Below are 19,501 nucleotides of genomic sequence, written 5' to 3'. Positions count from 1 at the left end.
CCCACGCCGCCGACGCCGACGCGCCCGTCCACAGGTCCGGGTCGGCGGGGCTCGCCGCGCGGGACCGTCCGCTCAGACCCAGGTGCCCCGCGCGCGCAGCACGTCGCGCAGCAGGTCCGCGCGGTCGGTGACGATCCCGTCGACGCCCAGGTCGAGCAGCCGGTGCATCTCGGCGGGGTCGTTCACGGTCCACACGTGCACGCCGCGGCCCGCGGCGTGCGCGGCGGCGACCGTGCCCGCGTCGACGACCCGCAGCCGGCCCTGCGCGGCCGGCACCTGCAGCGCGTCCACCTCGCGCAGGGCGCGTGCCGCGAGGCGGGGCAGGTGCGCGCGGTGCGCGGCGAGGAAGCGCGCGACCTCGCCCGTCGCCGCCGACGTCGCGACGGGTCGGCTCAGCCGCGCGACCGTCGCTCGCCGTCGCGCCGCCGAGAACGACGCGACGCACACGCGGTCGTGCGCGCGCGTGCGCTCGATCGCCGCGACGACCGGGAGCACCGCGCGCTCGCTCTTGACGTCGACGTTGACGCGCAGGTGAGGCCACGTGCCGAGCACGTCGTCGAGCCGCGGCACGGGGTCGACGCCCCCGATGCGGGCGCGCCGCACGACCGACCACGGCAGCTCCGACACCACGCCCTCGGCGTCGGTCGTGCGGTCCAGCGTGTCGTCGTGCAGCGCGACCGCCACGCCGTCGGACGTCGCGTGCGCGTCGGTCTCGACGTACCGGAAGCCGAGGTCGACGGCGGTGCCGAACGCGGTGAGCGAGTTCTCGCGCCCGTCGAGCGCGAAGCCGCGGTGCGCGAGCGCGACGACGCCCGACGGGTCGTCGAAGTACGCGTGCCGTGCCCGCGCGGGCCCGTCCTCAAGGTCCCGGCGCGCGTTCACGGCCCCATCCTCGCGCGTCCCGGGCGGTGGTCCCGCCCGGGACGCGCGGTCGTCACCCACGCGGGTGCCCGCGCCGGGGCGGTGGGCGCACCCGCCGCCCCGACGCGCGGTCAGCGCGCGAGCAGCGCGACGACGGCCCAGCCGAAGAACGCACGGGTGCCCGCGGCGTACCGGGCGGGTTCCTCCGCGAGCAGCCGGCGCACCTCGTCGTGCAGGTCGTGCTGCGGGTGGGCGTCGGCCCAGCGGCGCATCGTGAGCCACTGGGACGCCTGGTACCTGTCCCAGGACTCCTCGGTCGCGCACACCATCTCGACCACGTCGTACCCGAGGTCTCCGTACCCGGCCAGGAGCCCCGGCAGCGTGCGGTACGCGTCGGCGGACGGGACGCCGCACGCGGCGAGCTCGCCGGGCGTCGTCGGCACGGCGCGCCAGTACGGCTCGCCGACCAGCAGCAGCCCGCCGGGCCGCAGGCTGCGCCGCAGCAGCTCGAGCGTGCCGGGCACGCCGCCGCCGATCCACGTCGCGCCCACGCACGCCGCGACGTCGACGGGTGCGTCGGCGACCCAGCCGCTCGCGTCGGCCTCGACGAACCGCACGCGGTCGCCGACCCCGAGCGCGTCGGCACGCGCGCGGGCGTGCGCGAGGAAGTCGGGGTTGAGGTCGACGCCGAGGCCGGTGACGCCGTGGTCGCGGGCCCACGTGGCGAGCAGCTCGCCCGAGCCGCACGCGAGGTCGAGCACGGTCGCGCCGGGGCGCAGGTCGAGCGCGGCCCCGAGCGTCGCGAGCTGCGGCGCGGTCAGCGGGTTGTGGATGCGGTGGCGGGACTCACGGATCGAGAAGAGACGGTGGTCGAACACGACGGTGCTCCTGGTTCCGGTGGGAGTGGTGGGCTGCTCGGTGGTGGACGTGGCCGTCCACCCGCATCGGGACCGTCATCCGTCGTCACGCCTCTCCGGGGGAGCGCCGTCGCGTCGCGCGCGGCGGGGCTCCGTGCGAGCCCGGTCGCACGCTAGGACGGCACGGCCCTGCGGGCCACGCCTTTGCGGAGGTCCCGCCCGGTCGGGACCTCCGACCCCCGGCGACCGCCCGCGCGCGGCCTAGCGTGCACGCTGCGCCTGCGTGCGGCCGCGCCGCCGCCCGTGCGTGCGTCCACCGCCGTGCCACCCCGGGAGCGACCATGGCAGACCCCCGCGGCTTCCTCACGACGCGGCGGCGCGAGCTGCCCGCCGACCGTCCCGTGGCCGTGCGCCTGCTCGACTGGCGCGAGGTGCACGCGCACCGTGCGGGTCACCCCGACGACGTCGCGCTCGTGCGCCGCCAGGCGGGGCGCTGCATGGACTGCGGCATCCCGTTCTGCCACTCCGGATGCCCGCTGGGCAACGAGATGCCCGCGTGGAACGACCTCGCGTGGCGCGGGCAGTGGGCCGACGCGTGCGACCGGCTGCACGCGACCAACAACTTCCCCGAGGTCACGGGCCGCATCTGCCCGGCGCCGTGCGAGGCCGCGTGCGTGCTGGGGATCAACGGTGAGCCGCTCACGATCCGGAACGTCGAGGTGGCGGTCGCCGAGGAGGCGTTCGACCGCGGGCTGCTGGCGCCGCAGGTGCCCGAGCGGCTCTCGGGCCACACGGTCGCCGTGGTCGGGTCCGGGCCCGCGGGGCTCGCGTGCGCGCAGCAGCTCACGCGCGCCGGTCACACCGTGGTGGTCCACGAGCGCGCGGACCGCGCGGGCGGCCTGCTGCGGTACGGCATCCCCGAGTTCAAGCTCGAGAAGCGCGTGCTCGACCGGCGGCTGGCGCAGATGGCCGCCGAGGGCACGCGGTTCCGCACGGGCGTCGACGTCGGCGTCGACGTCACGGGCGCGCAGCTGCGAGCGCGGTACGACGCGGTCGTGCTGGCCACGGGCTCGACGGTCCCGCGGGACCTGCCGGTCGACGGGCGCGACCTGCGCGGCGTCGAGCAGGCCATGACGTACCTGCCGCAGGCGAACCGCGCGGCGGTCGGCGACACGGTCCCGGACCAGCTCGTCGCGACCGGCCTCGACGTCGTCGTCGTGGGCGGCGGCGACACCGGCGCCGACTGCCTGGGCACGGCGCTGCGCCAGGGCGCGCGGTCGGTGACCCAGGTCGAGATCCTGCCGACGCCGCCGACGGAGCGCCCCGCCGACCAGCCCTGGCCGACGTACCCGCGCGTGCTGCGCACGGCCAGCGCGCACGAGGAGGGCGGCGAGCGCGTGTGGGCCACGAGCACGGTGCGCTTCCTCGACGACGGCGCGGGCGCCGTGCGTGCCGTCGAGGTCGAGGACGTCGAGCAGGTCGCCGGCCGGTTCGTGCCGGTGGCGGGCACGCGCCGCGAGCTGCCGGCCGACCTCGTGCTGCTCGCGCTGGGCTTCACGGGCGCCGAGCCGGGCGCGCTGCTCGACGAGCTGGGCGTCGCGCGCGGTCCCCGCGGCGCGATCGAGCGTGACGACGACTACGCGACGACGACGCCCGGCGTGTTCGTCGCGGGCGACGCCGGCCGCGGGCAGTCGCTCGTGGTGTGGGCGATCGCCGAGGGGCGGGCCGCCGCCGCGGCCGTCGACCGGTTCCTGTCCGGCAGCACGGCGCTGCCCGCGCCCGTGCGCGCGAGCACGGTCGCGATGGGCGTGCGCGCCGGGGCGGGCACGCGCTGACCGCGCGCACCCGCCCCGCCCCGACCGCCCCCGCCCCGGCCGCGCCAGCCGGCGCCGGGAGGCCTGCGCGTCACGTCCAGGCGGTCCAGTCCGCCTTCGCGATCATGCAGTGCACGCCCTTGACGGCGTCGACCACCTGGCTCACCTCGAAGTCGCCCGCGGCCGACAGGTAGGCCAGCGCGACCGCGCGCGGCACGCCGAACCGGCCGTGCAGGAACGCGACCGCGTTGCGCACGGCCGCGCGCATCGCCTCGTCGAGGTCGGGGTGCAGACCCGTCGGCACCCAGTGCGTCGGGGTCTCGACGACGGGTCCGGCCGCCGCGCCGAGCACGGCCGTGCGGTCGGCGGGCCGCAGCACGGTCAGCCGCAGCGTCGCGCGCAGCGACGCCTCGAGCGCGGTGAGCGCGACCTCGCCGTTGCCCTGCGCGAAGTGCGGGTCGCCCGCGCAGAACAGCGCACCGTCGACCGCGACCGGCAGGTAGAGCGTCGAGCCGACCGTCGTGTGCTTGACGTCGATGTTGCCGCCGTGCGGGCCGGGCGGCACCGACGGCACGGGCTCGTCGGTGTCGGGGGCGACGCCCATGAGGCCGAGGAACGGCGCGAGGCCGAACCGCACGGTGCGCCCGCCGCCGGCGTCCATGTACCCGACGTCGCGCCCCTCGTGCTCGCCGACCCACGCGAAGTGGCTCACGGTGCCGTCGCAGACCATCGCGTCGACGTGCCGCGTGGGCGTCGAGTCGAGGTCCTCGGGGTACTCGCCGGCCAGCGCCCCGTACCCGTGCCGGTTGGACACGAACCCGTACGGCACGCGCCGCGCGAGGTCGAGGACGTCGACCCGCAGCACGTCGCCCGCGCGGGCACCGGTCACCTCGATCGGCCCGGTGACGACGTGCGGCCCGTCGTCACCGCCGTTGACCAGCGGCGACGCGGCCAGGTCGACCGCGTCGGCGAGCACGTCGGCGACCCCGAACTGCGCGAGGTACCGCCGCGGGTCGCGCCCCTGGTCGGCCAGCAGGCCCTCGTGGCTGAGGGTGTCGATCGTGACGGTCGCGCCGTCGGGCACCTCGAGCACGGGTGCGCTCGTGCGGTCCGGCAGCCAGCCCCACCGCACCTCGTGCGCGCGGCTGGGCAGGTAGTGCTCGCCGAGGACCGGGCCCTCGCCGGGCTGCAGGACGACGGACGTGGCGGGGGCGGTCGTGGTGGCGGTCATCGTGCGGCTCCCTCGGGTGCGGACGGGTCCTGCTCGGTGCTGCGGTGCGGGCGCAGGCCCACGACGAGGTCGACCTCGACGCGGGCGCCGACGGCGAGCCCGGTGACGCCGACGCACGTGCGGGCCGGCAGCCCGGCGGGGAACCACGTGGCGTACTCGGCGTTGAAGGCCGCGTACTCGTCGAAGTCCGTGAGGTAGGCGCGGACCATGAGGGTGTCCGCGAGCCGCGCGCCCGCGGCGTGCAGCACGGCCTCGAGGTTGCGCATGACCTGCCGGGTCTGGGTCACGACGTCGTCGCCGACGACGGCGCCCGTGCGCGGGTCGGTGGGCATCTGCCCGGTGACCCACAGCGTGTCGCCCCAGCGCACGGCGTGCGCGAACGGGCCGACCTGCGTCGGGACGCCGGGGTGACCGGTGAGGACGAGCGCCTCGCGCTCGGGCGGGACGGGGGTCTGGCCCTGGTGCACGCTCACACCTCCGCCGAGTCCATCGCGCCCACGAAGGAGCGCGTGAGCGCGTGCTGCGGGCGCAGCAGGACGTCGTCCGCGGGGCCCTCCTCGACGACCACGCCGCCGGCCATGAAGACGACCCGGTCGGCGACCTCGCGCGCGAAGCGGAGCTGGTGCGTGGCGATGACCATCGTCAGCCCCGACGTGCGGGCCAGGTCGCGGATGACCTGCAGCACCTCGGCGACCTTCTCGGGGTCGAGCGCGCTGGTCGGCTCGTCGAGCAGGAGCACGCGGGGGCGGGGCGCGAGGGCCCGCGCGATCCCGACGCGCTGCTGCTGACCGCCCGACAGGTGGCGGGGCAGGGCGTCGGCGCGGTGGCTCATGCCCACCGACGCGAGGAGCTCGTCGGCGCGGGCCGACGCCTCGTCGCGGCCCAGGCCGTGGACCCACCGCAGCGGTGCCGCGACGTTCTCGCGGACCGTGAGGTGCTCGAAGAGGTCGAAGCTCTGGAACACCATGCCGACGCCCGCGGTGACGCGCTGCCGGGCGGTGCGCCGCTCGGGCAGCTCGCGGCCCTGCCAGTCGTAGCCGATGGCGGTGCCGTTGACGAGCACCGAGCCGCCGTCGAGCCCGTCGAGGTGGTTGAGCGTGCGCAGCAGCGTGCTCTTGCCGGAGCCCGACGGGCCGAGGAGCGCGACGACCTCGCCCTCGCGGACCATGAGGTCGATGCCCGCGAGCACCTCGGTGTCGCCGTAGGAGCGGCGCAGGCCACGTGCCTCGACCATCGCCTCGCCGAACGAGCGCGGCGGCGGGTCGGCGTGCGTGCGCCGGTCGTCGGGGACGGGGACGTCCGCCGGTGCGGCCGGTGCGTGCCCCGGGGGCGGGGCGGGGGTGGCCGTCGCGGGCCGCCGGCGCCACAGCGCGAGCCAGCCGCGGCGGCGCACGCCGTCGGGGTCGACGAGCGCCTCGACGAGCAGCTGCAGGCCCGTGATGGCGGCCGTGAGCAGCAGGTACATGACCGCGGTGGCGAAGTAGATCTCGAAGTAGTCGAACGTCGCCGACGCGAGCTGCTGCGTGCGCAGCGTGAGCTCGGGGACCGCGATGATCGACGCGAGCGCCGAGTTCTTCATGGTCGCGACCGCCTCGTTGCCGAGCGCGGGGACCATCGAGCGGAAGGCCTGGGGGCCCACGACGTGACGCAGCAGCCCGGCGGGTCCGAGCCCGAGCGCCCGGCCCGCCGCCCGCTGGCCGGCGGGCACCTCGCGCACCGCCGACCGGATGATCTCGGCGAAGAACGTCGCCTCGTTCATCGCGAGCGCGACACCGCCCGCGACCACGGGGGTGAGCGTGACCCCCGCGTGCGGGAGCACGGTGAACACGAACACGAGCTGCAGGATCAGCGGCGTGCCGCGGTAGAGCGTCGTGTAGGCGCGGGCGACGGCGGCGACCGCGCGGTGCCGCGACAGCAGCATCGACGCGAGCACCAGGCCGAGCGCGAGCCCGCCGACGAACCCCATGGCCAGCAGGCGGAGCGTGAACCCCATGCCCTGCAGCAGGTAGGGCAGCGTGAGGTAGTGCAGGAAGTCCGTCATGTCGTGGGCCCCCGCCGTCAGCCGACCGAGAGGACGGTCGGCTCGGCGACGGCGTTGGCGTCGAGCTCCCACTTCTCGGCGAGCTCGGTCTGCAGGCCGGTGTCCTGCACGACCGTGAGGGCGGCCTGCACGGCGTCGCGGAACTCGTGCTCGCCCTGCAGCACGCCGATGCCGATCTCGTAGTCGAGCATGACGGTCTCGGCGGAGTCGAGGTCGTCGGGGTGCTCGGCGATGAACCGGTTCACGGTGTTGATGTCGTTCATGTAGGCGTCGGCGCGGCCGGCGAGGATGGCCTGCACGCAGTCGGCGCTCGAGTCGAACAGCGCGACCTCGGGCGCGGCCAGGCCCGCGGCGGTGCAGTCGGGGGCGACGGCCTCGACGAGCGGGACCTCGACGTAGCCCTTGTTGAGGGCGACGGTCAGGCCGCACAGGGACGTGTCGATGCCGGTGATGCCCTCGGGGTTGCCCTTCGCCACCAGGACGCCGTCGAAGACCTTGGAGTAGGAGATGAAGTCGACGCCGCCGGCGGCGCGCTCCTGCGTCGCGTACAGGTTGGAGACGATCCAGTCGGCCTGGCCGGACGCGACGGTGGGGATGAGCTCGGAGAACCCGACGGCGACGTAGTCGACGTCGAACCCGAGGCACGCGCCGATGGCCTCGCCGAGGTCGATGTCGAAGCCCATGAACCGGTCGGGGTTCTCGGGGTCGATGACCTCGTAGCCGGGGGTGTGCGGGTTGATCGCGTTGGTCTGGGTGGTGCCGACGAGGTCGGGGTGCGCCTCGCGGAGGTCGGCGCACGCGGCGGAGTCGGCGAGGTCGGACCACTGCGAGGCGGGTGCCTCGGCGGCGTCGCTCGTGCTGGTGCACGCGGCGAGGGCGAGGAGGAGGGTGGCGGCTGCGGCGGGTGCGGCAGCGCGGCGGGACGGGGTCATGGGGGTCCTCTCGGTCGTGCGGCGGGGCTCGCCGGGGGACTGCGAGCCGGTCGCCGGGGGAGGCTCTCGGCCAGATGGTCTGACCAAGTGCGGCTGACGCTAGACGCCCGTCCAGGCCTGGTCGCTCGACGTCGAGAGACTGTTACGGCAAGTTCACAGGGCCGAAACAGGCGGTCGGATGGTCAGACCAACAGGCCGCGACCGTGGTAGCGTCCGGCCGTCCGCCGACGCCGTGGCGAAGGAGCACCCAGGTGAGCCCGGTCGAGATCCCGCCCCTGTCCCGCAGGACCGAGAACATTTCGGTCGTGCTCGCCGCCCACCTCGAGCGCCTCATCGCGACCGGCAGCCTCACGCCGGGCGACCGGCTGCCGGCCGAGCGCGACCTCGCCGCGACCCTCCAGGTGTCCCGCGCGACGCTGCGCGAGGCCATGCACGAGCTCGAGAACAAGCACCTCATCGAGCGCCGTCCCGGGCGCGGCACGGTCGTCGTCGAGCGCAGCGGTGCCGAGCGCGAGCTGCTCGACCTGTCGGCGCCGGACGCGCCGTCGCGCGAGGAGCGCGACGCCGCCGAGCTCCGCGAGATCGTCGAGCCCGCCGTCGCCGGGCTCGCGGCGCAGCGCGCGACCGCGGCGAACCTCCTCCAGCTCCGCGAGGTGCTCGACCGCACGGCCGGCCAGGCGCGTGCCGAGGGGTCGCTCGAGTGCGACATCGAGTTCCACCTGCTCGTCGCGCGCGCGGCCGGGAACCCGCTGGTCAGCACGCTGCACACGCTCATGACCGACTGGACCATGGGGGTGCGCCGGCACTCGCACACCACCAAGGAGGGGCGCCGCACGTCCCTCGACGGGCACCGCGCCGTCTACGACGCGATCGAGCGGCACGACGCCGAGGGCGCGCGCCGCGCGATGGCCGAGCACCTCGGGTCCGTGCGCGGGCTCATCGCACGCCGCGCGCACTGACGTCCGCGCCGGCCGCCGGCACGCGCCGCGCGGAGGGCCGCGGACGTGCGCCAGGGCACGCGATCCGCGCCTGCCCGGGTACGCCGACGGGCCCGCCCCCGGGTGGGGGGACGGGCCCGTCGGCGTCGCGCGTCAGACCCCCGCGGGCACCGGTGCGCCGGTCGCGCGCGGCAGCAGCCGCTCCACGACGTCGGCGAGCGTCACGACGAGCGCGCGCTCGCCGCCCGTGACGACCGCGAGGTGGTGGCGACCCTCGCGCATGCCCGCGAACGCGGTCGCGACCAGCGTGTCCGCCGGCAGCTCGTACACGGGCCGCACGAACGGCGCGAGCGGTGCCTCGGGCGGGCTCGTGAGGGTGTCGCGCACGTGCACGACCCCCGACACCGCGTCCCCGTCGCCGACGAGGATGCGCAGGTGCCCGCTCTCGAGCGACACGCGCTGCACGTCCTCGACCGTCCCGCCCGTCGGCACCGTCACCGGCGCCGCGCTCGGGTCGGCGAGGTCGCCGACCGTCATGCGCTGCAGGTCGAGCGCCTGCGAGAGCTGCCGCGAGAACGCCGCGTCGAGCGCGCCCACGTTCGCGGAGTGCTCGACCAGGTGGCGCAGCGACGCCGGGTCGGTGCCCGCGGCCATCTCGTCGACCGGCTCGACGCCCACGCGGCGCAGCATCCGGTTGGCGGTCTCGTTGAGCGCCCGCAGCACGGGCCGCACGGCCCACATGAACGCGCGCATCGGCAGCGCGAGCAGCTGCGCCGACGACTCGGGGTGCGCGATGGCCCACGACTTGGGCGCCATCTCGCCGACCACGAGGTGCAGGAACGTCACGACGACGAGCGCGAGGACGAACCCCAGCACGTCGGCCGGCACGGCCGGCAGGCCCCACGACGCGAACAGCGGCGTGAGCCAGTGGTGCACCGCGGGCTTGGTGATCGCGCCGAGCGCGAGCGTGCACGCCGTGATGCCGAGCTGCGCGCCCGCGAGCAGGACCGTCAGCTCGTGCGAGCTGCGCAGCGCGGCGCGTGCCGACCGGCTGGAGCCGGCGGCGTCCTCGAGGCGGTGGCGGCGTGCCGCCAGCATCGCGAACTCGACGGCGACGAAGAACGCGGACAGCGCGATGATCGCGACCGTCACGACGACGACGACCCACGTGCTCATCGCTCGACCTCCTGGTCCGCGGCGTCCGCGGGCTCGTCCTCGTGCTGCTCGGCCCCCTCGTCCTGCCCGTCCGGCTCGGCCTGCTCGACGCTCAGGCGGACGCGCGAGGGCACGTGCCGCTCGACGTCGAGGACCTCGATGCGCAGCACCTCGGCGGGCGGCTCGCCCGCCTCGGCGAGCAGCGCCGGGTCGGGCGGCAGCGGCACCTGCAGGACCGTGCCCTCGGGGGGCAGCGCGCCGTGCGCGTCGATCGCCAGGCCGGCGATCGTCTCGTAGTCGTCGCGCGGCAGGTCGCGGCCGAGCGCGCGCTCGACCTCGTCGACGTGCACGTCGCCCGCGACGAGCCACGAGCCGTCGTCCTGCTCGGTCGCGTCGGCCGCGTCGAGCGGGTCGTGCTCGTCGTGGATCTCGCCCACGAGCTCCTCGGCGACGTCCTCGAGGGACAGCGCACCGGCGAAGCCGCCGTACTCGTCGATGACGACCGCGAGCTGGTTGTCCGAGCCGACCAGCAGGCGTACCGCGTCCGTCAGCGCCATCGACTCGGGCACGAGCGCGGCGGGGCGCTGCAGGCGCGCCGCGGTCGCCGACGGGTCGGTGCAGCGCAGCACGTCGGGCAGGTGCACGACGCCCGTGACGGACTCGTCGTCGAGCACCGGGTAGCGCGAGTGCCCGTCGGACATGAGCTCGCGCAGGCGCGCGACGCCCGTGTCGGGGGTCACCGTGTCGACGCGCGAGCGCGGCACCATCGCGTGCTCGACGTCGCGCTGCGGGAAGTCGATGATGCGGTCCAGCAGCACCGACAGCTCGCGCGGCAGGTCGGTCGAGTCCGCGACGATGTGCTCGAGGTCGCGCGCGGTCGCCGAGTGCTCGACGTCGTGCACGGGCTCGATGCCCAGCACCTTGAGCAGCGCGTTCGACGCCGCGTCGAACACGCGGATGAGCCAGCCGAACCCGCGCAGGTACCAGATGGTCGACGTCGCGAGCCGCACGGCCGTCGGCTCGGGGCGCGCGATGGCGAGGTTCTTGGGGAACAGCTCGCCGAACAGCATCTGCACGAACGTCGAGAACAGCAGCGCGAGCACGGTGCCGACCGCGATGCCGACGCCCGTCGGCAGGTGCACGAGGCCGAGGGCCTCGCCGATCGACTCGCCGACCAGCGGCTCGGCCACGTACCCGACGAGCAGGCCCGTGACGGTGATGCCGAGCTGGGCGCCCGACAGCATGAAGGACGTGCGGCGCGTGACCTCGAGCGCCTTGCGCGCACCGGCGTCACCGGCCTCGGCCCGGGCGGCGAGCCGCGACCGGTCGACGGACATGTAGCCGAACTCCTGCGCCACGAAGTACGCGGTCGCGGCGGTGATCGCCAGGATGACGAGCACGCCGAGCAGCAGGGTGATCACCCACATCGGTGCCCCACCCCCCGTCGCGTCGTCGCGTGGCAGGGGCGGGGCACGGGACTGTGCCCGGGACTGTCGGGGTCCATCGGATCTCCGGGTCGGTGAAGGGGGACGCGTGGGGAACGTCGCGAGGGTCGCCGTGTTCCCGCGGCGTCGACGATCGTAGAGGACGCGCCCGTGCGTGCCCCGTGCGCCCAGGTGTCGCGGTGTCAGCCGTCGCGCGGGTCGTGCGGCGCGTAGACGACGAGCGCCGCGGGCAGCAGCCGCAGGTGCGCGGTCGCACCCGCCGGCAGGTCGGTCGTCTCGCCGTCGTGCGCGAGCACCACGGGCTGCCCGTCGTCCCGCGCGCGCACGCGCAGCGCGGTCGCGCCGCGCTGCCGCACGACCAGCCGCCGCCGCACGGGTGGCACGGCGTGCGCGAGGCGCGCCCCCAGGTCGCCGCCCGCGGCCTCGAGGAACGTGCGCAGCCGGCTGTGCGCCGTCCCGTCGCGCGCGTCACGCACGTCGAGCAGCCCGTCGTCGAGGCGGCGGCGCGCGACGGGGGCGAGGCTCGTCGGGTGGTAGCGGTCGACGCCCGCGAAGACCGACCACCAGCGGCCGTCCTCGTCGTCGACGACGAGCGCGACGGGCTCGGCCGCGCGCAGCGTGCGCGCGGCCGCCACGAGCGCGGCGACGGGCTTGCCCAGGCGCGGCGCGAGCCGGTCGCGGGTCGTCACGAGCTCGGGGTAGACGCCCACCGAGAACGTGTTGAGGACCGTCACCGGGGCGTCGTCGCCGACCGTGAGCTCGCCGACGTCGACCGTCACGGCCGTGCCGGTCTCGACCGCGCGGGCCGTGGCCGTGACCGACGTGAGGTCGGCGGCGCGCGCGAAGTGGTTCAGCGTGCCGGTCGGGAAGACCGCGAGCGGCAGACCGTGCGCGCGCGCCGCGTGCGCGACCGCACCGACCGTGCCGTCGCCGCCCGCGACGCCGACCGCGCGTGCACCGGCGGCCACGGCCCGCGCCACGAGGTCGGTGGCCGACGTGCCGTCGGCGAGCTCGACGACGCGCGCGCGGGGGAGCGCCGCGCGCACCTGCTCGGTCACGGGCCGCAGGCGCACGCTCGACGCGCCCGAGCGCGGGTTGACCACGACCGTGAGCCCCTCGCCCTCCGGCAGCGCGGGCACGACGGCCGGCGGGCCCGCGGGGACGTCCGGGCCGGGCAGGTCGCCGGACGGCACGAGCCGTCGCCCGACGAGCGCGACCCCGGCCCCCAGCGCGGCGCCGGCGACGACGTCGGACGTCCAGTGCGCGGCGACGTGCAGGCGCGAGTACGCGACGGCCCCGGCCACGGGTGCGACGGCCGCGCCCGCGGCGGGCCACTCGAGCGCGACGCCGGTCGCGAACGCGGCGGCCGACGCGCTGTGCCCCGACGGGAACGAGCCCGACGTCGGCTGCCGCGCGAGCCGGCGCACCCACGGCAGCGTCGTCGCGTCGGGGCGGGCCCCGCCGAACACGACCTTGCCGAGCAGGTTCGCCAGTGCGCTCGCGACCGCGACCGACCCCAGGCCGCGCAGCGCGGCACGCCGCCCGCGCGCGCCCGTCAGCGCCAGGCCCGCGCCGACCGCCCACCACAGGCGCGAGCGGTCCGCGGCGGTCGAGAGCCGCACCAGCGCGGCGTCGGCGCGCGGGCCGAGCCGGCGCGCGGCGGTGCGGTCGTGCGCCGCGCGGTCCAGGCGCCGCACGAGCGTCGACCGCACGTGGGGCTGCAGCACACCGCGCGCGCGGCCCTCGTGACCCCTCGGCATGGCACCCCTCCCGGTGCGCGGCGCGCACGTCCGGCCCAGCGTCGCACGCGGCTCCCGGGGGCGCCGGTCGTGCGTCGTGGCGCTGGTCACACGCACGCGGGAGGGGCACGCTGGTGCCATGACGACCGATGCGGACGCGCGGCTGCGCGAGCTGCGGCTGCTGCGCACGGTGCGTGACCGCATCGACCGGGACTACGCGCAGCCGCTCGACGTCGAGGCGCTCGCGCGGGGCGCGCACATGTCCGCCGGGCACCTCAGCCGGCGGTTCCGCGCCGCGTTCGGCGAGCCGCCGTACGCGTACCTCATGACGCGTCGCGTCGAGCGCGCGATGGCCCTGCTGCGGCGCGGCGACCTGTCGGTCACCGAGGTCTGCTTCGCGGTCGGGTGCGGGTCGCTCGGCACGTTCACGACGCGGTTCACCGAGCTCGTCGGCGTCTCGCCGGGGCGTTACCGGCGCCTCGCGGCCGGGCAGGGCGCGGGGCTCCCCGGGTGCGTCGTCAAGCAGGTCATGCGGCCGCGCCGGGACCCGTCAGGATCCGAGAAGTCCGCGGCGGGCGCGTCGGCCTAGCGTGGCCCGCATGGACCTGTTCCTCCATCTCGCGTTCCTGCCGGCCGACGACCCTGAGGCGTCGCTCGTGTTCTACCGCGACGTGCTCGGGTTCGAGGTGCGCAACGACGTCGGCCACGGCGCGATGCGCTGGATCACCGTGGGCCCGCCCGCGCAGCCGCTCACGTCGGTCGTGCTGCACCCGCCGGCGGCCGACCCGGGCGTCACCGAGGACGAGCGACGCGTGATCGCCGAGCTCATGGCGAAGGGCTCGTACGGCGCGGTCGTGCTCGGCACGTCCGACGTGGACGCGGTGTTCGCGCAGGTGCAGGCCGGTGGCGCCGAGGTCGTGCAGGAGCCCGCCGACCAGCCGTACGGCGTGCGGGACTGCGCGTTCCGCGACCCCGCCGGGAACATGGTGCGGATCCACCAGGTCGCGTGACGGCGCCCCCGGGGCGCGGCGCCGTCCGGTCCGGGTGAAAGATCGCACCAGCGTGATGCGGTCGAACACGTGTTCGATACGATGGGTCCATGCCCGACCGCTCGACCCCGCCGCGCCCGCCCGCGCGGGACGTCGCCAACAGCGAGGTCCCCGACGGCATCCCGACGCGCCCGCAGGGCGACGTCGCGGTCGTCGTCCGGCTCGTGTGGTCCGACGGCACCGAGGAGTGGCGCGCGGCGCGCGCGATCCGGTGGACGCGCACGCACGTGATGGTCGCGTGGCGCGAGCACGACCACGACCCGCGGTCCGAGCGGCACACCTGGCTGCGCGCGGGCGACGTCGCGCGGTCCGTGAGCTGGTTCGTGCCGCCCGAGCGCGTCCCGCCCGAGCGCACGCCGGCCTGACCGCACGTCGACCCGACCGCGGGACCGGTGGTGCCCGGTCACGCGCGCACGCGCCGCGCGACCACCTTCCCGAGCTCCGCGAGCAGGAACACGGCGACGGCGAACGCCGCGGTCAGGCCCCACTCGCGCGCACCGATCGGCGCCGAGTCGAACCAGTCGTGCATGAACGGCGCGTACGTGAACACGAGCTGCAGCACCAGCAGCGCGCCCACGGCCATCCACACCACGCGGTTCCCGGTGAGCACGCGCCACGTCAGGCTCGACCCGGTGAGGAACCGGCACGAGAACAGGAACGCGGTCTGCCCGAGCGCGAGCATCGTCACCGCGGCGGTCTGCGCGACGCCGTCGCCGGCGCCGAGCTGCTTCTCGACCAGGTACGTCGCGAGCGTCGCGCCGCCGATCAGCAGCGACGCCCACACCACGAGCACGAGCGCGGGGCGCGACAGCACGGCCTCCTTCGGCGACCGCGGCGGCCGGTCCATGATCCCGGCCTCCGCCGGGTCGTACGCGAGCGCGAGCGACAGCGTGACCGCCGTGACGAGGTTGACCCACAGGATCTGCACGGGCGTCAGCGGCAGCGCGAGGCCGAAGAGCACGGCCACGAGGATGACGAGCGACTGCGCACCGTTGGTCGGCAGCAGGAACACCACCGACTTGCGGATGTTGTCGTAGATCCGGCGCCCCTCCTCGACCGCGCGCTCGATCGTCGCGAAGTTGTCGTCCGCGAGCACGATCTCGGCCGCCTCCTTGGTGGCCTCGGTGCCCTTGACCCCCATGGCGATGCCCACGTCGGCCCGCGTGAGCGCGGGCGCGTCGTTGACGCCGTCGCCGGTCATCGCGACCACCTCGTGGTGCGACTGCAGCGCACGCACGATCCGGATCTTGTGCTCGGGGCTCGTGCGCGCGTACACGTCGACGTCGCGCACGCGCGTGCGCAGCTGCTCGGCGCTCATGGCCTCCAGCTCGGCACCCGTGAGCGCCTCGACCTGCTCGCCCGCGGGCACGATGCCCAGCTCGCGCGCGATCGCGACGGCGGTGCCCGCGTGGTCGCCCGTGATCATCTTCACCGCGATGCCCGCGCGGTGGCAGTCGGCGATCGCGGTCACGGCCTCCGGCCGCGGCGGGTCGACGATCCCCACGACCCCCAGGAAGGTGAGCCCCTCGTCGACGTCCGCGAGCGTGAGCGCGGACGTCGCGGGGTCGACGCGTCGCTCGGCCGCCGCCAGCACCCGCAGGCCCTGCGCGCCGAGCGCGTCGACCGTGCGCTCCCACGTGGCCGCGTCGAGCGGCGCCGTCCCGCCGCCGGCCGCCCGCTGCGTCGCCGCGCGGTCCAGGAGGCGGTCGGGCGCGCCCAGCACGTGGATGCGCACGTCGTCCTCCGCGAGCCGGTCGAGCGTCGCCGCGAGCTTCGTCGCCGACTCGAACGGCACCGCCGCGAGGCGCCGCGCCCCCGCGGTGCCGAGACCGGACTTCAGCGCGAGCGTCGTGAGCGCACCCTCGGTGGGCTGCCCGACGACGCGCCAGCGGCCCGCCTCGTCGGGGGTCACGCGCGCGTCGTTGCACAGCGCGGCCGCCCGCACCAGCGCGTGCAGGTCGGGGTGGTCCGCGAGCGGCGCGGGCGCGCCGTCGAGCGTGACGCCGCCGGTCGGCTCGTACCCCAGGCCCTCGACGTCGTACGTGCGCTCGGCCGTGACGACCGTGCGCGCCGTCATCTCGTTGCGCGTGAGCGTCCCGGTCTTGTCCGAGCAGATCGTCGTCACCGACCCCAGCGCCTCGACCGCGGGGAGCTTGCGCGTGATCGCCTGCCGACGCGCCATCTGCTGCACGCCCAGCGCGAGCGTGATCGTCACGAGCGCCGGCAGACCCTCGGGCACGGCCGCGACCGCGAAGCCGATCGCGGCCGACACCAGCTCGGGCAGCGCGAAGTCGTGCACGACGCGGCCGATGACGAGCATCGCGAACGCCATCACGAGGATCCCGCGCGACAGCAGCGTGCCCAGGCGGCCCAGCTGCCGCTTGAGCGGTGTCTCGAGGGGGTCGACGTCCGCGATGAGCGACTGGATGCGCCCGATCTCCGTGCCGGCCCCCGTCGCGGTGACCACGCCCCGGCCGGTCCCGGTCGCGACGATCGTGCCCGAGAACAGCATGCTGGCGCGGTCGCCGACGCCCGCGTCGGCACCGACCGGCGCGACGTCCTTCGCCGCGGGCACCGACTCGCCCGTGAGCGCGGACTCGTCGACCTGCAGGTGCGTCGCGGCGAGCAGTCGCACGTCGGCCGGGACCTTGTCGCCCGAGCGCACGCGCACGACGTCGCCGGGCACGAGCGTCTCGGCGTCGACGTCGGTCCACGCGCCGTCGCGACGCACGGTCGCGTCCAGCGACAGCATCGTGCGGATGCCGTCGAGCGCGCGCTCGGCCTGCCCCTCCTGCAGGAACCCCACCAGGGCGTTGGCCACGGCGACCACGAGGATCACCGCGAAGTCCACCCAGTCGCCGAGGAACGCCTTGAGCACGGCCGCCGCGAGCAGGATGTAGATGAGCACGTCGTCGAAGTGCGACGCGAAGCGCACGACCGCGTGCGGGCGCTGCGGCGTCGGCAGCCGGTTGGGTCCCGTCGTCGCCAGCCGGGCTCGCGCGTCGTCGGACGTCAGGCCCGCGCGTGCGCTGCCCAGCGCCTCGAGCACGTCGTCGGCCTGGCGCGCGTACGGCAGCAGCGCGTCCTGCCGCGCCGCGTCGGGGCGCTCGTGGTCGGGCGTGATGGTCGACATCGCTCACCCCGTCGCTGCGTCGGTCCGGCGATCACCCTCCTGGCATCGTGGCACGCGCGGCGCGCGCAGGGAACGGCGGGCCGGGAGAACGGCGGGCGGGGAGCACGGCGCGCGGCGGGGACGCCGAGGGGCCGCATCCGTCGCAGGACGCGGCCCCTCGGGTGCCGGGCGGGCCCGGCGGGATCGTCACACGTACAGCGGCGTGAGCTCCTCGTAGTCGGCCACCGTGCCGTCGCGCAGGACCACCTCGATGATCTTGCGGCCCAGCGGGTCGAGGTCCTCGGTGAGGAACTGCTCGAGCTCGGACTTGAAGAAGTCCGTGAGGATCCGCGCACCCGCGTCGTACGCGTCGAGACCGACCTGCGACTGGTACTCGGGCTGCAGCAGCGTGGGCCGGATCTGCTGGCCGTCGAGCTTGATCTCCTTGGGCCGGTAGCCGAACAGCGCGCACCGGGCCGGCGTGAGCTGCTCGGGCAGGATCCGCCCGCCGCCGCGCCGCGCCAGGTACTCGCGGGTCAGCCACTCGGCCGAGAACCCGACCTTGTACGCGCCGATGTGCTGGTTCGGCGTCAGGACGTACCGCGTGCGGTCGTTCTCGACGATCTGGCGCAGCAGCAGGTTCGCGGCCGCGACCTTGGTGCCGGTCGAGAACGGCCAGTACGACCCGACGCCCTCGGCGACCATGCCACCGTGCTTGAGGGCCTTCTTGACGTCCTTGCTCTCGCCGATCGACGGGTTCTTGTCGCCGCGCGGCGCGATCAGGCGCCACACCCACGCGAGCGACGGCGGCACGATGTGCATCATGCCCATGACGCCGTACGTCGGCGCCTCGCGCGTGCACAGCGGCATCCGGACGCCGAACGTGCGGACGTCGACCTCCTTGGGCTCGCAGATGACGTTCTTGACGAACGTCCGCGGGATCACGACGCGCGGGTTGGGGCACCGCTTGCCGTTGGAGTCGAGCGTGTGCTCCCACGGCAGCGCGGTGGCGTCCGGCACGCCGTCGATCGACAGGAACAGCAGCGGCTCCTGCGGCTCGATGACGGCCCGCTCGAACGCCGGGTCCTCGCCGTAGCTCGTGAGGTTGTCGACGCGCACGAACCAGCCGGCCTCGGCGTCCGCCACCGACAGCCGCCCGTTGCCCTTCTGGATGGACGGGTGGCACAGCGTCATGTCGTCCGTCACGGGCGCGAGCTTCGACGTCTCGCCGAGCGTGATGTGGTACGGCTCGTCGCGCACGACGTTCGTGCCGACGAGGATGCGCCCGTCGCCCTCGCGCCGGATCTCCTGGCACATCTCGGACTTGCCGCCGCCCGACGCGCCCTCGTGCATGATCACGGTCTCGTTCTCGTACGGCGTGGTCACGCGCACGCTCGACGCGTGCGCCGTGAGCCAGCCCTCGTGCTCGCCGATGTCGAGCAGGACCGAGAACACGCCCTTCTTGGCGCTCGGGCCCGGGTACAGGTTGTACGCCCAGACCTCGTGCAGCACCTCGGACCGGTTGTGCACGACGACCTGGCGGCTGTCGAAGTGCGTGTGCCGGAACGGCGGCGCGACGTAGAGGATCGAGCGGGGCGTGAACGCGCCGATCTCGTCGAACGTCACCCAGCCCTGCAGGTCGACGAGCGTGAGCGCGAAGAACGCGCTGTTGAGCGGCACGATCGCGAGCGACGGGTACCCGAAGTGCGGGCCGCCGGCCTTGAACGGCACGACCACGAGCTCCTGCGTGCCGAGCCACTCGAGCGTCTCGGCGCGCGTCGGGTCGAACTCCGCGCCGAACACGTCGCGGTAGCGCGGCTTGTCGGTCGGCAGGTCGTCGGCGATCCGCATGCAGTCCGGGTCGCGCCGGCGCATGTAGTCCTCGGGGTAGTTCACGGCCACGCCGTTGCGGCAGCGCGTGACGGTCGCCTCGGGGACCATCGTGCCGTTCACGTCGTACTCGACCGTGAACACGGGACCGCCGTCGGGGCCGAGCGCGAGCTGGTACAGCTCCTCGCGGGTCGCGGGGATCACGAGTCGCGGACTGGCCTCGAGGGCCGCACGCACCTCGGGTGCGAGAGACACGTCCGCCAGGGGACCGGTCACGGTGGCGCTCACGGCAGCTCCTTCGCCTTCGGGGGGACCGGGCGACGGCGTGCGAGTGCCCGGCGAGCCGCACCGCGGGGGCGACGTGGTGCCGCCTGCGGGCTGCTCTTTGCCAGGAGATTACGACCGGCGGAGACGGCGACGAAGGGACCTTCGGGCCTCCCCGCGGGTCACGGACGGTCGCGCGCGGGCGGCACCGGACCCGCCGCGGGTGCCGCGCC

At 75.5% G+C, this 19,501-nt stretch carries 16 protein-coding genes; 5 read left to right on the top strand and 11 right to left on the bottom strand.

Going from position 1 to position 19,501, the window contains the following annotated elements; translation table 11 throughout:
* Nucleotides 1-72: 72 nt before the first annotated feature.
* Both CS2_RS10105 and CS2_RS10100 read right to left on the bottom strand, forming a co-directional pair.
* Nucleotides 73-882, bottom strand: coding sequence for a glycerophosphodiester phosphodiesterase family protein (locus CS2_RS10105; RefSeq protein WP_070319881.1), 810 nt, complete (start codon nt 880-882; stop codon nt 73-75).
* A gap of 110 nt (nt 883-992) precedes the next feature.
* Nucleotides 993-1,739, bottom strand: coding sequence for an SAM-dependent methyltransferase (locus tag CS2_RS10100; protein ID WP_070319880.1), 747 nt, complete (start codon nt 1,737-1,739; stop codon nt 993-995).
* 320 nt (nt 1,740-2,059) lie between these two features.
* Between CS2_RS10100 and CS2_RS10095 the strand changes: the two genes are divergently transcribed.
* Nucleotides 2,060-3,553, top strand: a complete 1,494-nt coding sequence (locus CS2_RS10095) for a glutamate synthase subunit beta (RefSeq protein ID WP_070319879.1) — start codon at nt 2,060-2,062, stop codon at nt 3,551-3,553.
* Between the two features lie 70 nt (nt 3,554-3,623).
* On the opposite strand, the gene CS2_RS10090 is transcribed toward CS2_RS10095, so the two are convergent.
* The 4 genes from CS2_RS10090 to CS2_RS10075 are packed head-to-tail and all read right to left on the bottom strand — an operon-like array spanning nt 3,624 to nt 7,736.
* Nucleotides 3,624-4,763, bottom strand: a complete 1,140-nt coding sequence (locus CS2_RS10090; RefSeq protein ID WP_070319878.1) for an acetamidase/formamidase family protein — start codon at nt 4,761-4,763, stop codon at nt 3,624-3,626.
* Nucleotides 4,760-5,230, bottom strand: coding sequence for a RidA family protein (locus tag CS2_RS10085; RefSeq protein ID WP_156442082.1), 471 nt, complete (start codon nt 5,228-5,230; stop codon nt 4,760-4,762). Before CS2_RS10085 ends, CS2_RS10090 begins: the two co-directional genes overlap by 4 nt.
* 2 nt (nt 5,231-5,232) lie before the next feature.
* Nucleotides 5,233-6,804, bottom strand: a complete 1,572-nt coding sequence (locus CS2_RS10080) for an amino acid ABC transporter permease/ATP-binding protein (protein ID WP_070319877.1) — start codon at nt 6,802-6,804, stop codon at nt 5,233-5,235.
* 17 nt (nt 6,805-6,821) lie between these two features.
* Nucleotides 6,822-7,736, bottom strand: coding sequence for an ABC transporter substrate-binding protein (locus CS2_RS10075; RefSeq protein ID WP_046528817.1), 915 nt, complete (start codon nt 7,734-7,736; stop codon nt 6,822-6,824).
* A gap of 251 nt (nt 7,737-7,987) precedes the next feature.
* On the opposite strand from CS2_RS10075, the gene CS2_RS10070 reads away from it, so the two are divergent.
* Complete coding sequence (locus CS2_RS10070) at nt 7,988-8,695, top strand: FadR/GntR family transcriptional regulator (protein WP_070319876.1); 708 nt, start codon at nt 7,988-7,990, stop codon at nt 8,693-8,695.
* A 132-nt stretch (nt 8,696-8,827) separates the two neighbouring features.
* Here CS2_RS10070 and CS2_RS10065 read toward each other — a convergent pair whose 3' ends face one another.
* From CS2_RS10065 to CS2_RS10055, 3 genes are all read right to left on the bottom strand, one after another.
* Nucleotides 8,828-9,850, bottom strand: a complete 1,023-nt coding sequence (locus CS2_RS10065; protein WP_070319875.1) for a hemolysin family protein — start codon at nt 9,848-9,850, stop codon at nt 8,828-8,830.
* A complete protein-coding gene (locus CS2_RS10060) occupies nt 9,847-11,256 on the bottom strand; it encodes a hemolysin family protein (RefSeq protein ID WP_070319874.1) in 1,410 nt (469 codons plus the stop codon). Before CS2_RS10060 ends, CS2_RS10065 begins: the two co-directional genes overlap by 4 nt.
* A 200-nt stretch (nt 11,257-11,456) precedes the next feature.
* Nucleotides 11,457-13,034, bottom strand: a complete 1,578-nt coding sequence (locus CS2_RS10055; RefSeq protein WP_156442081.1) for a bifunctional phosphatase PAP2/diacylglycerol kinase family protein — start codon at nt 13,032-13,034, stop codon at nt 11,457-11,459.
* A gap of 118 nt (nt 13,035-13,152) precedes the next feature.
* On the opposite strand from CS2_RS10055, the gene CS2_RS10050 reads away from it, so the two are divergent.
* From CS2_RS10050 to CS2_RS10040, 3 genes are all read left to right on the top strand, one after another.
* Nucleotides 13,153-13,602, top strand: coding sequence for a helix-turn-helix transcriptional regulator (locus CS2_RS10050; protein WP_070319888.1), 450 nt, complete (start codon nt 13,153-13,155; stop codon nt 13,600-13,602).
* A 10-nt stretch (nt 13,603-13,612) separates the two neighbouring features.
* On the top strand, nt 13,613-14,023 hold the full coding sequence (locus tag CS2_RS10045) for a VOC family protein (protein WP_070319887.1): 411 nt from the start codon (nt 13,613-13,615) through the stop codon (nt 14,021-14,023).
* A gap of 89 nt (nt 14,024-14,112) precedes the next feature.
* The gene (locus CS2_RS10040) at nt 14,113-14,427 is read left to right on the top strand and encodes a hypothetical protein (RefSeq protein WP_070319872.1); all 315 of its coding nucleotides are present in this window, start codon (nt 14,113-14,115) and stop codon (nt 14,425-14,427) included.
* A gap of 38 nt (nt 14,428-14,465) precedes the next feature.
* Here the strand turns inward: CS2_RS10040 and CS2_RS10035 are convergent, their stop codons facing one another.
* Together CS2_RS10035 and CS2_RS10030 are read right to left on the bottom strand one after the other, a co-directional pair.
* Nucleotides 14,466-17,195, bottom strand: coding sequence for a cation-translocating P-type ATPase (locus CS2_RS10035; protein WP_070319871.1), 2,730 nt, complete (start codon nt 17,193-17,195; stop codon nt 14,466-14,468).
* Nucleotides 17,196-17,381: 186 nt separating this feature from the next.
* Nucleotides 17,382-19,292 (bottom strand): DUF4914 family protein, encoded by a 1,911-nt coding sequence (locus tag CS2_RS10030; RefSeq protein WP_046528812.1) that lies wholly within the window; start codon nt 19,290-19,292, stop codon nt 17,382-17,384.
* Nucleotides 19,293-19,501 lie beyond the last annotated feature (209 nt).

Origin of the sequence: Cellulomonas iranensis NBRC 101100 = JCM 18110 (assembly GCF_001552375.1) — a bacterium.
GTDB lineage: Bacteria > Actinomycetota > Actinomycetes > Actinomycetales > Cellulomonadaceae > Cellulomonas > Cellulomonas iranensis.
The sequence above is the reverse complement of the archived record's forward strand: the minus strand, read 5'-3'. Positions and strand labels throughout refer to the sequence as shown.

Coding starts and splice junctions, on each gene's coding strand:
- CS2_RS10095 (WP_070319879.1), top strand. CDS start 2,060: ATGGCAGACCCCCGCGGCTTCCTCACGACGCGGCGGCGCGAGCTGCCC.
- CS2_RS10090 (WP_070319878.1), bottom strand. CDS start 4,763: ATGACCGCCACCACGACCGCCCCCGCCACGTCCGTCGTCCTGCAGCCC.
- CS2_RS10080 (WP_070319877.1), bottom strand. CDS start 6,804: ATGACGGACTTCCTGCACTACCTCACGCTGCCCTACCTGCTGCAGGGC.
- CS2_RS10075 (WP_046528817.1), bottom strand. CDS start 7,736: ATGACCCCGTCCCGCCGCGCTGCCGCACCCGCCGCAGCCGCCACCCTC.
- CS2_RS10065 (WP_070319875.1), bottom strand. CDS start 9,850: ATGAGCACGTGGGTCGTCGTCGTCGTGACGGTCGCGATCATCGCGCTG.
- CS2_RS10060 (WP_070319874.1), bottom strand. CDS start 11,256: ATGTGGGTGATCACCCTGCTGCTCGGCGTGCTCGTCATCCTGGCGATC.
- CS2_RS10055 (WP_156442081.1), bottom strand. CDS start 13,034: ATGCCGAGGGGTCACGAGGGCCGCGCGCGCGGTGTGCTGCAGCCCCAC.
- CS2_RS10050 (WP_070319888.1), top strand. CDS start 13,153: ATGACGACCGATGCGGACGCGCGGCTGCGCGAGCTGCGGCTGCTGCGC.
- CS2_RS10045 (WP_070319887.1), top strand. CDS start 13,613: ATGGACCTGTTCCTCCATCTCGCGTTCCTGCCGGCCGACGACCCTGAG.
- CS2_RS10040 (WP_070319872.1), top strand. CDS start 14,113: ATGCCCGACCGCTCGACCCCGCCGCGCCCGCCCGCGCGGGACGTCGCC.
- CS2_RS10035 (WP_070319871.1), bottom strand. CDS start 17,195: ATGTCGACCATCACGCCCGACCACGAGCGCCCCGACGCGGCGCGGCAG.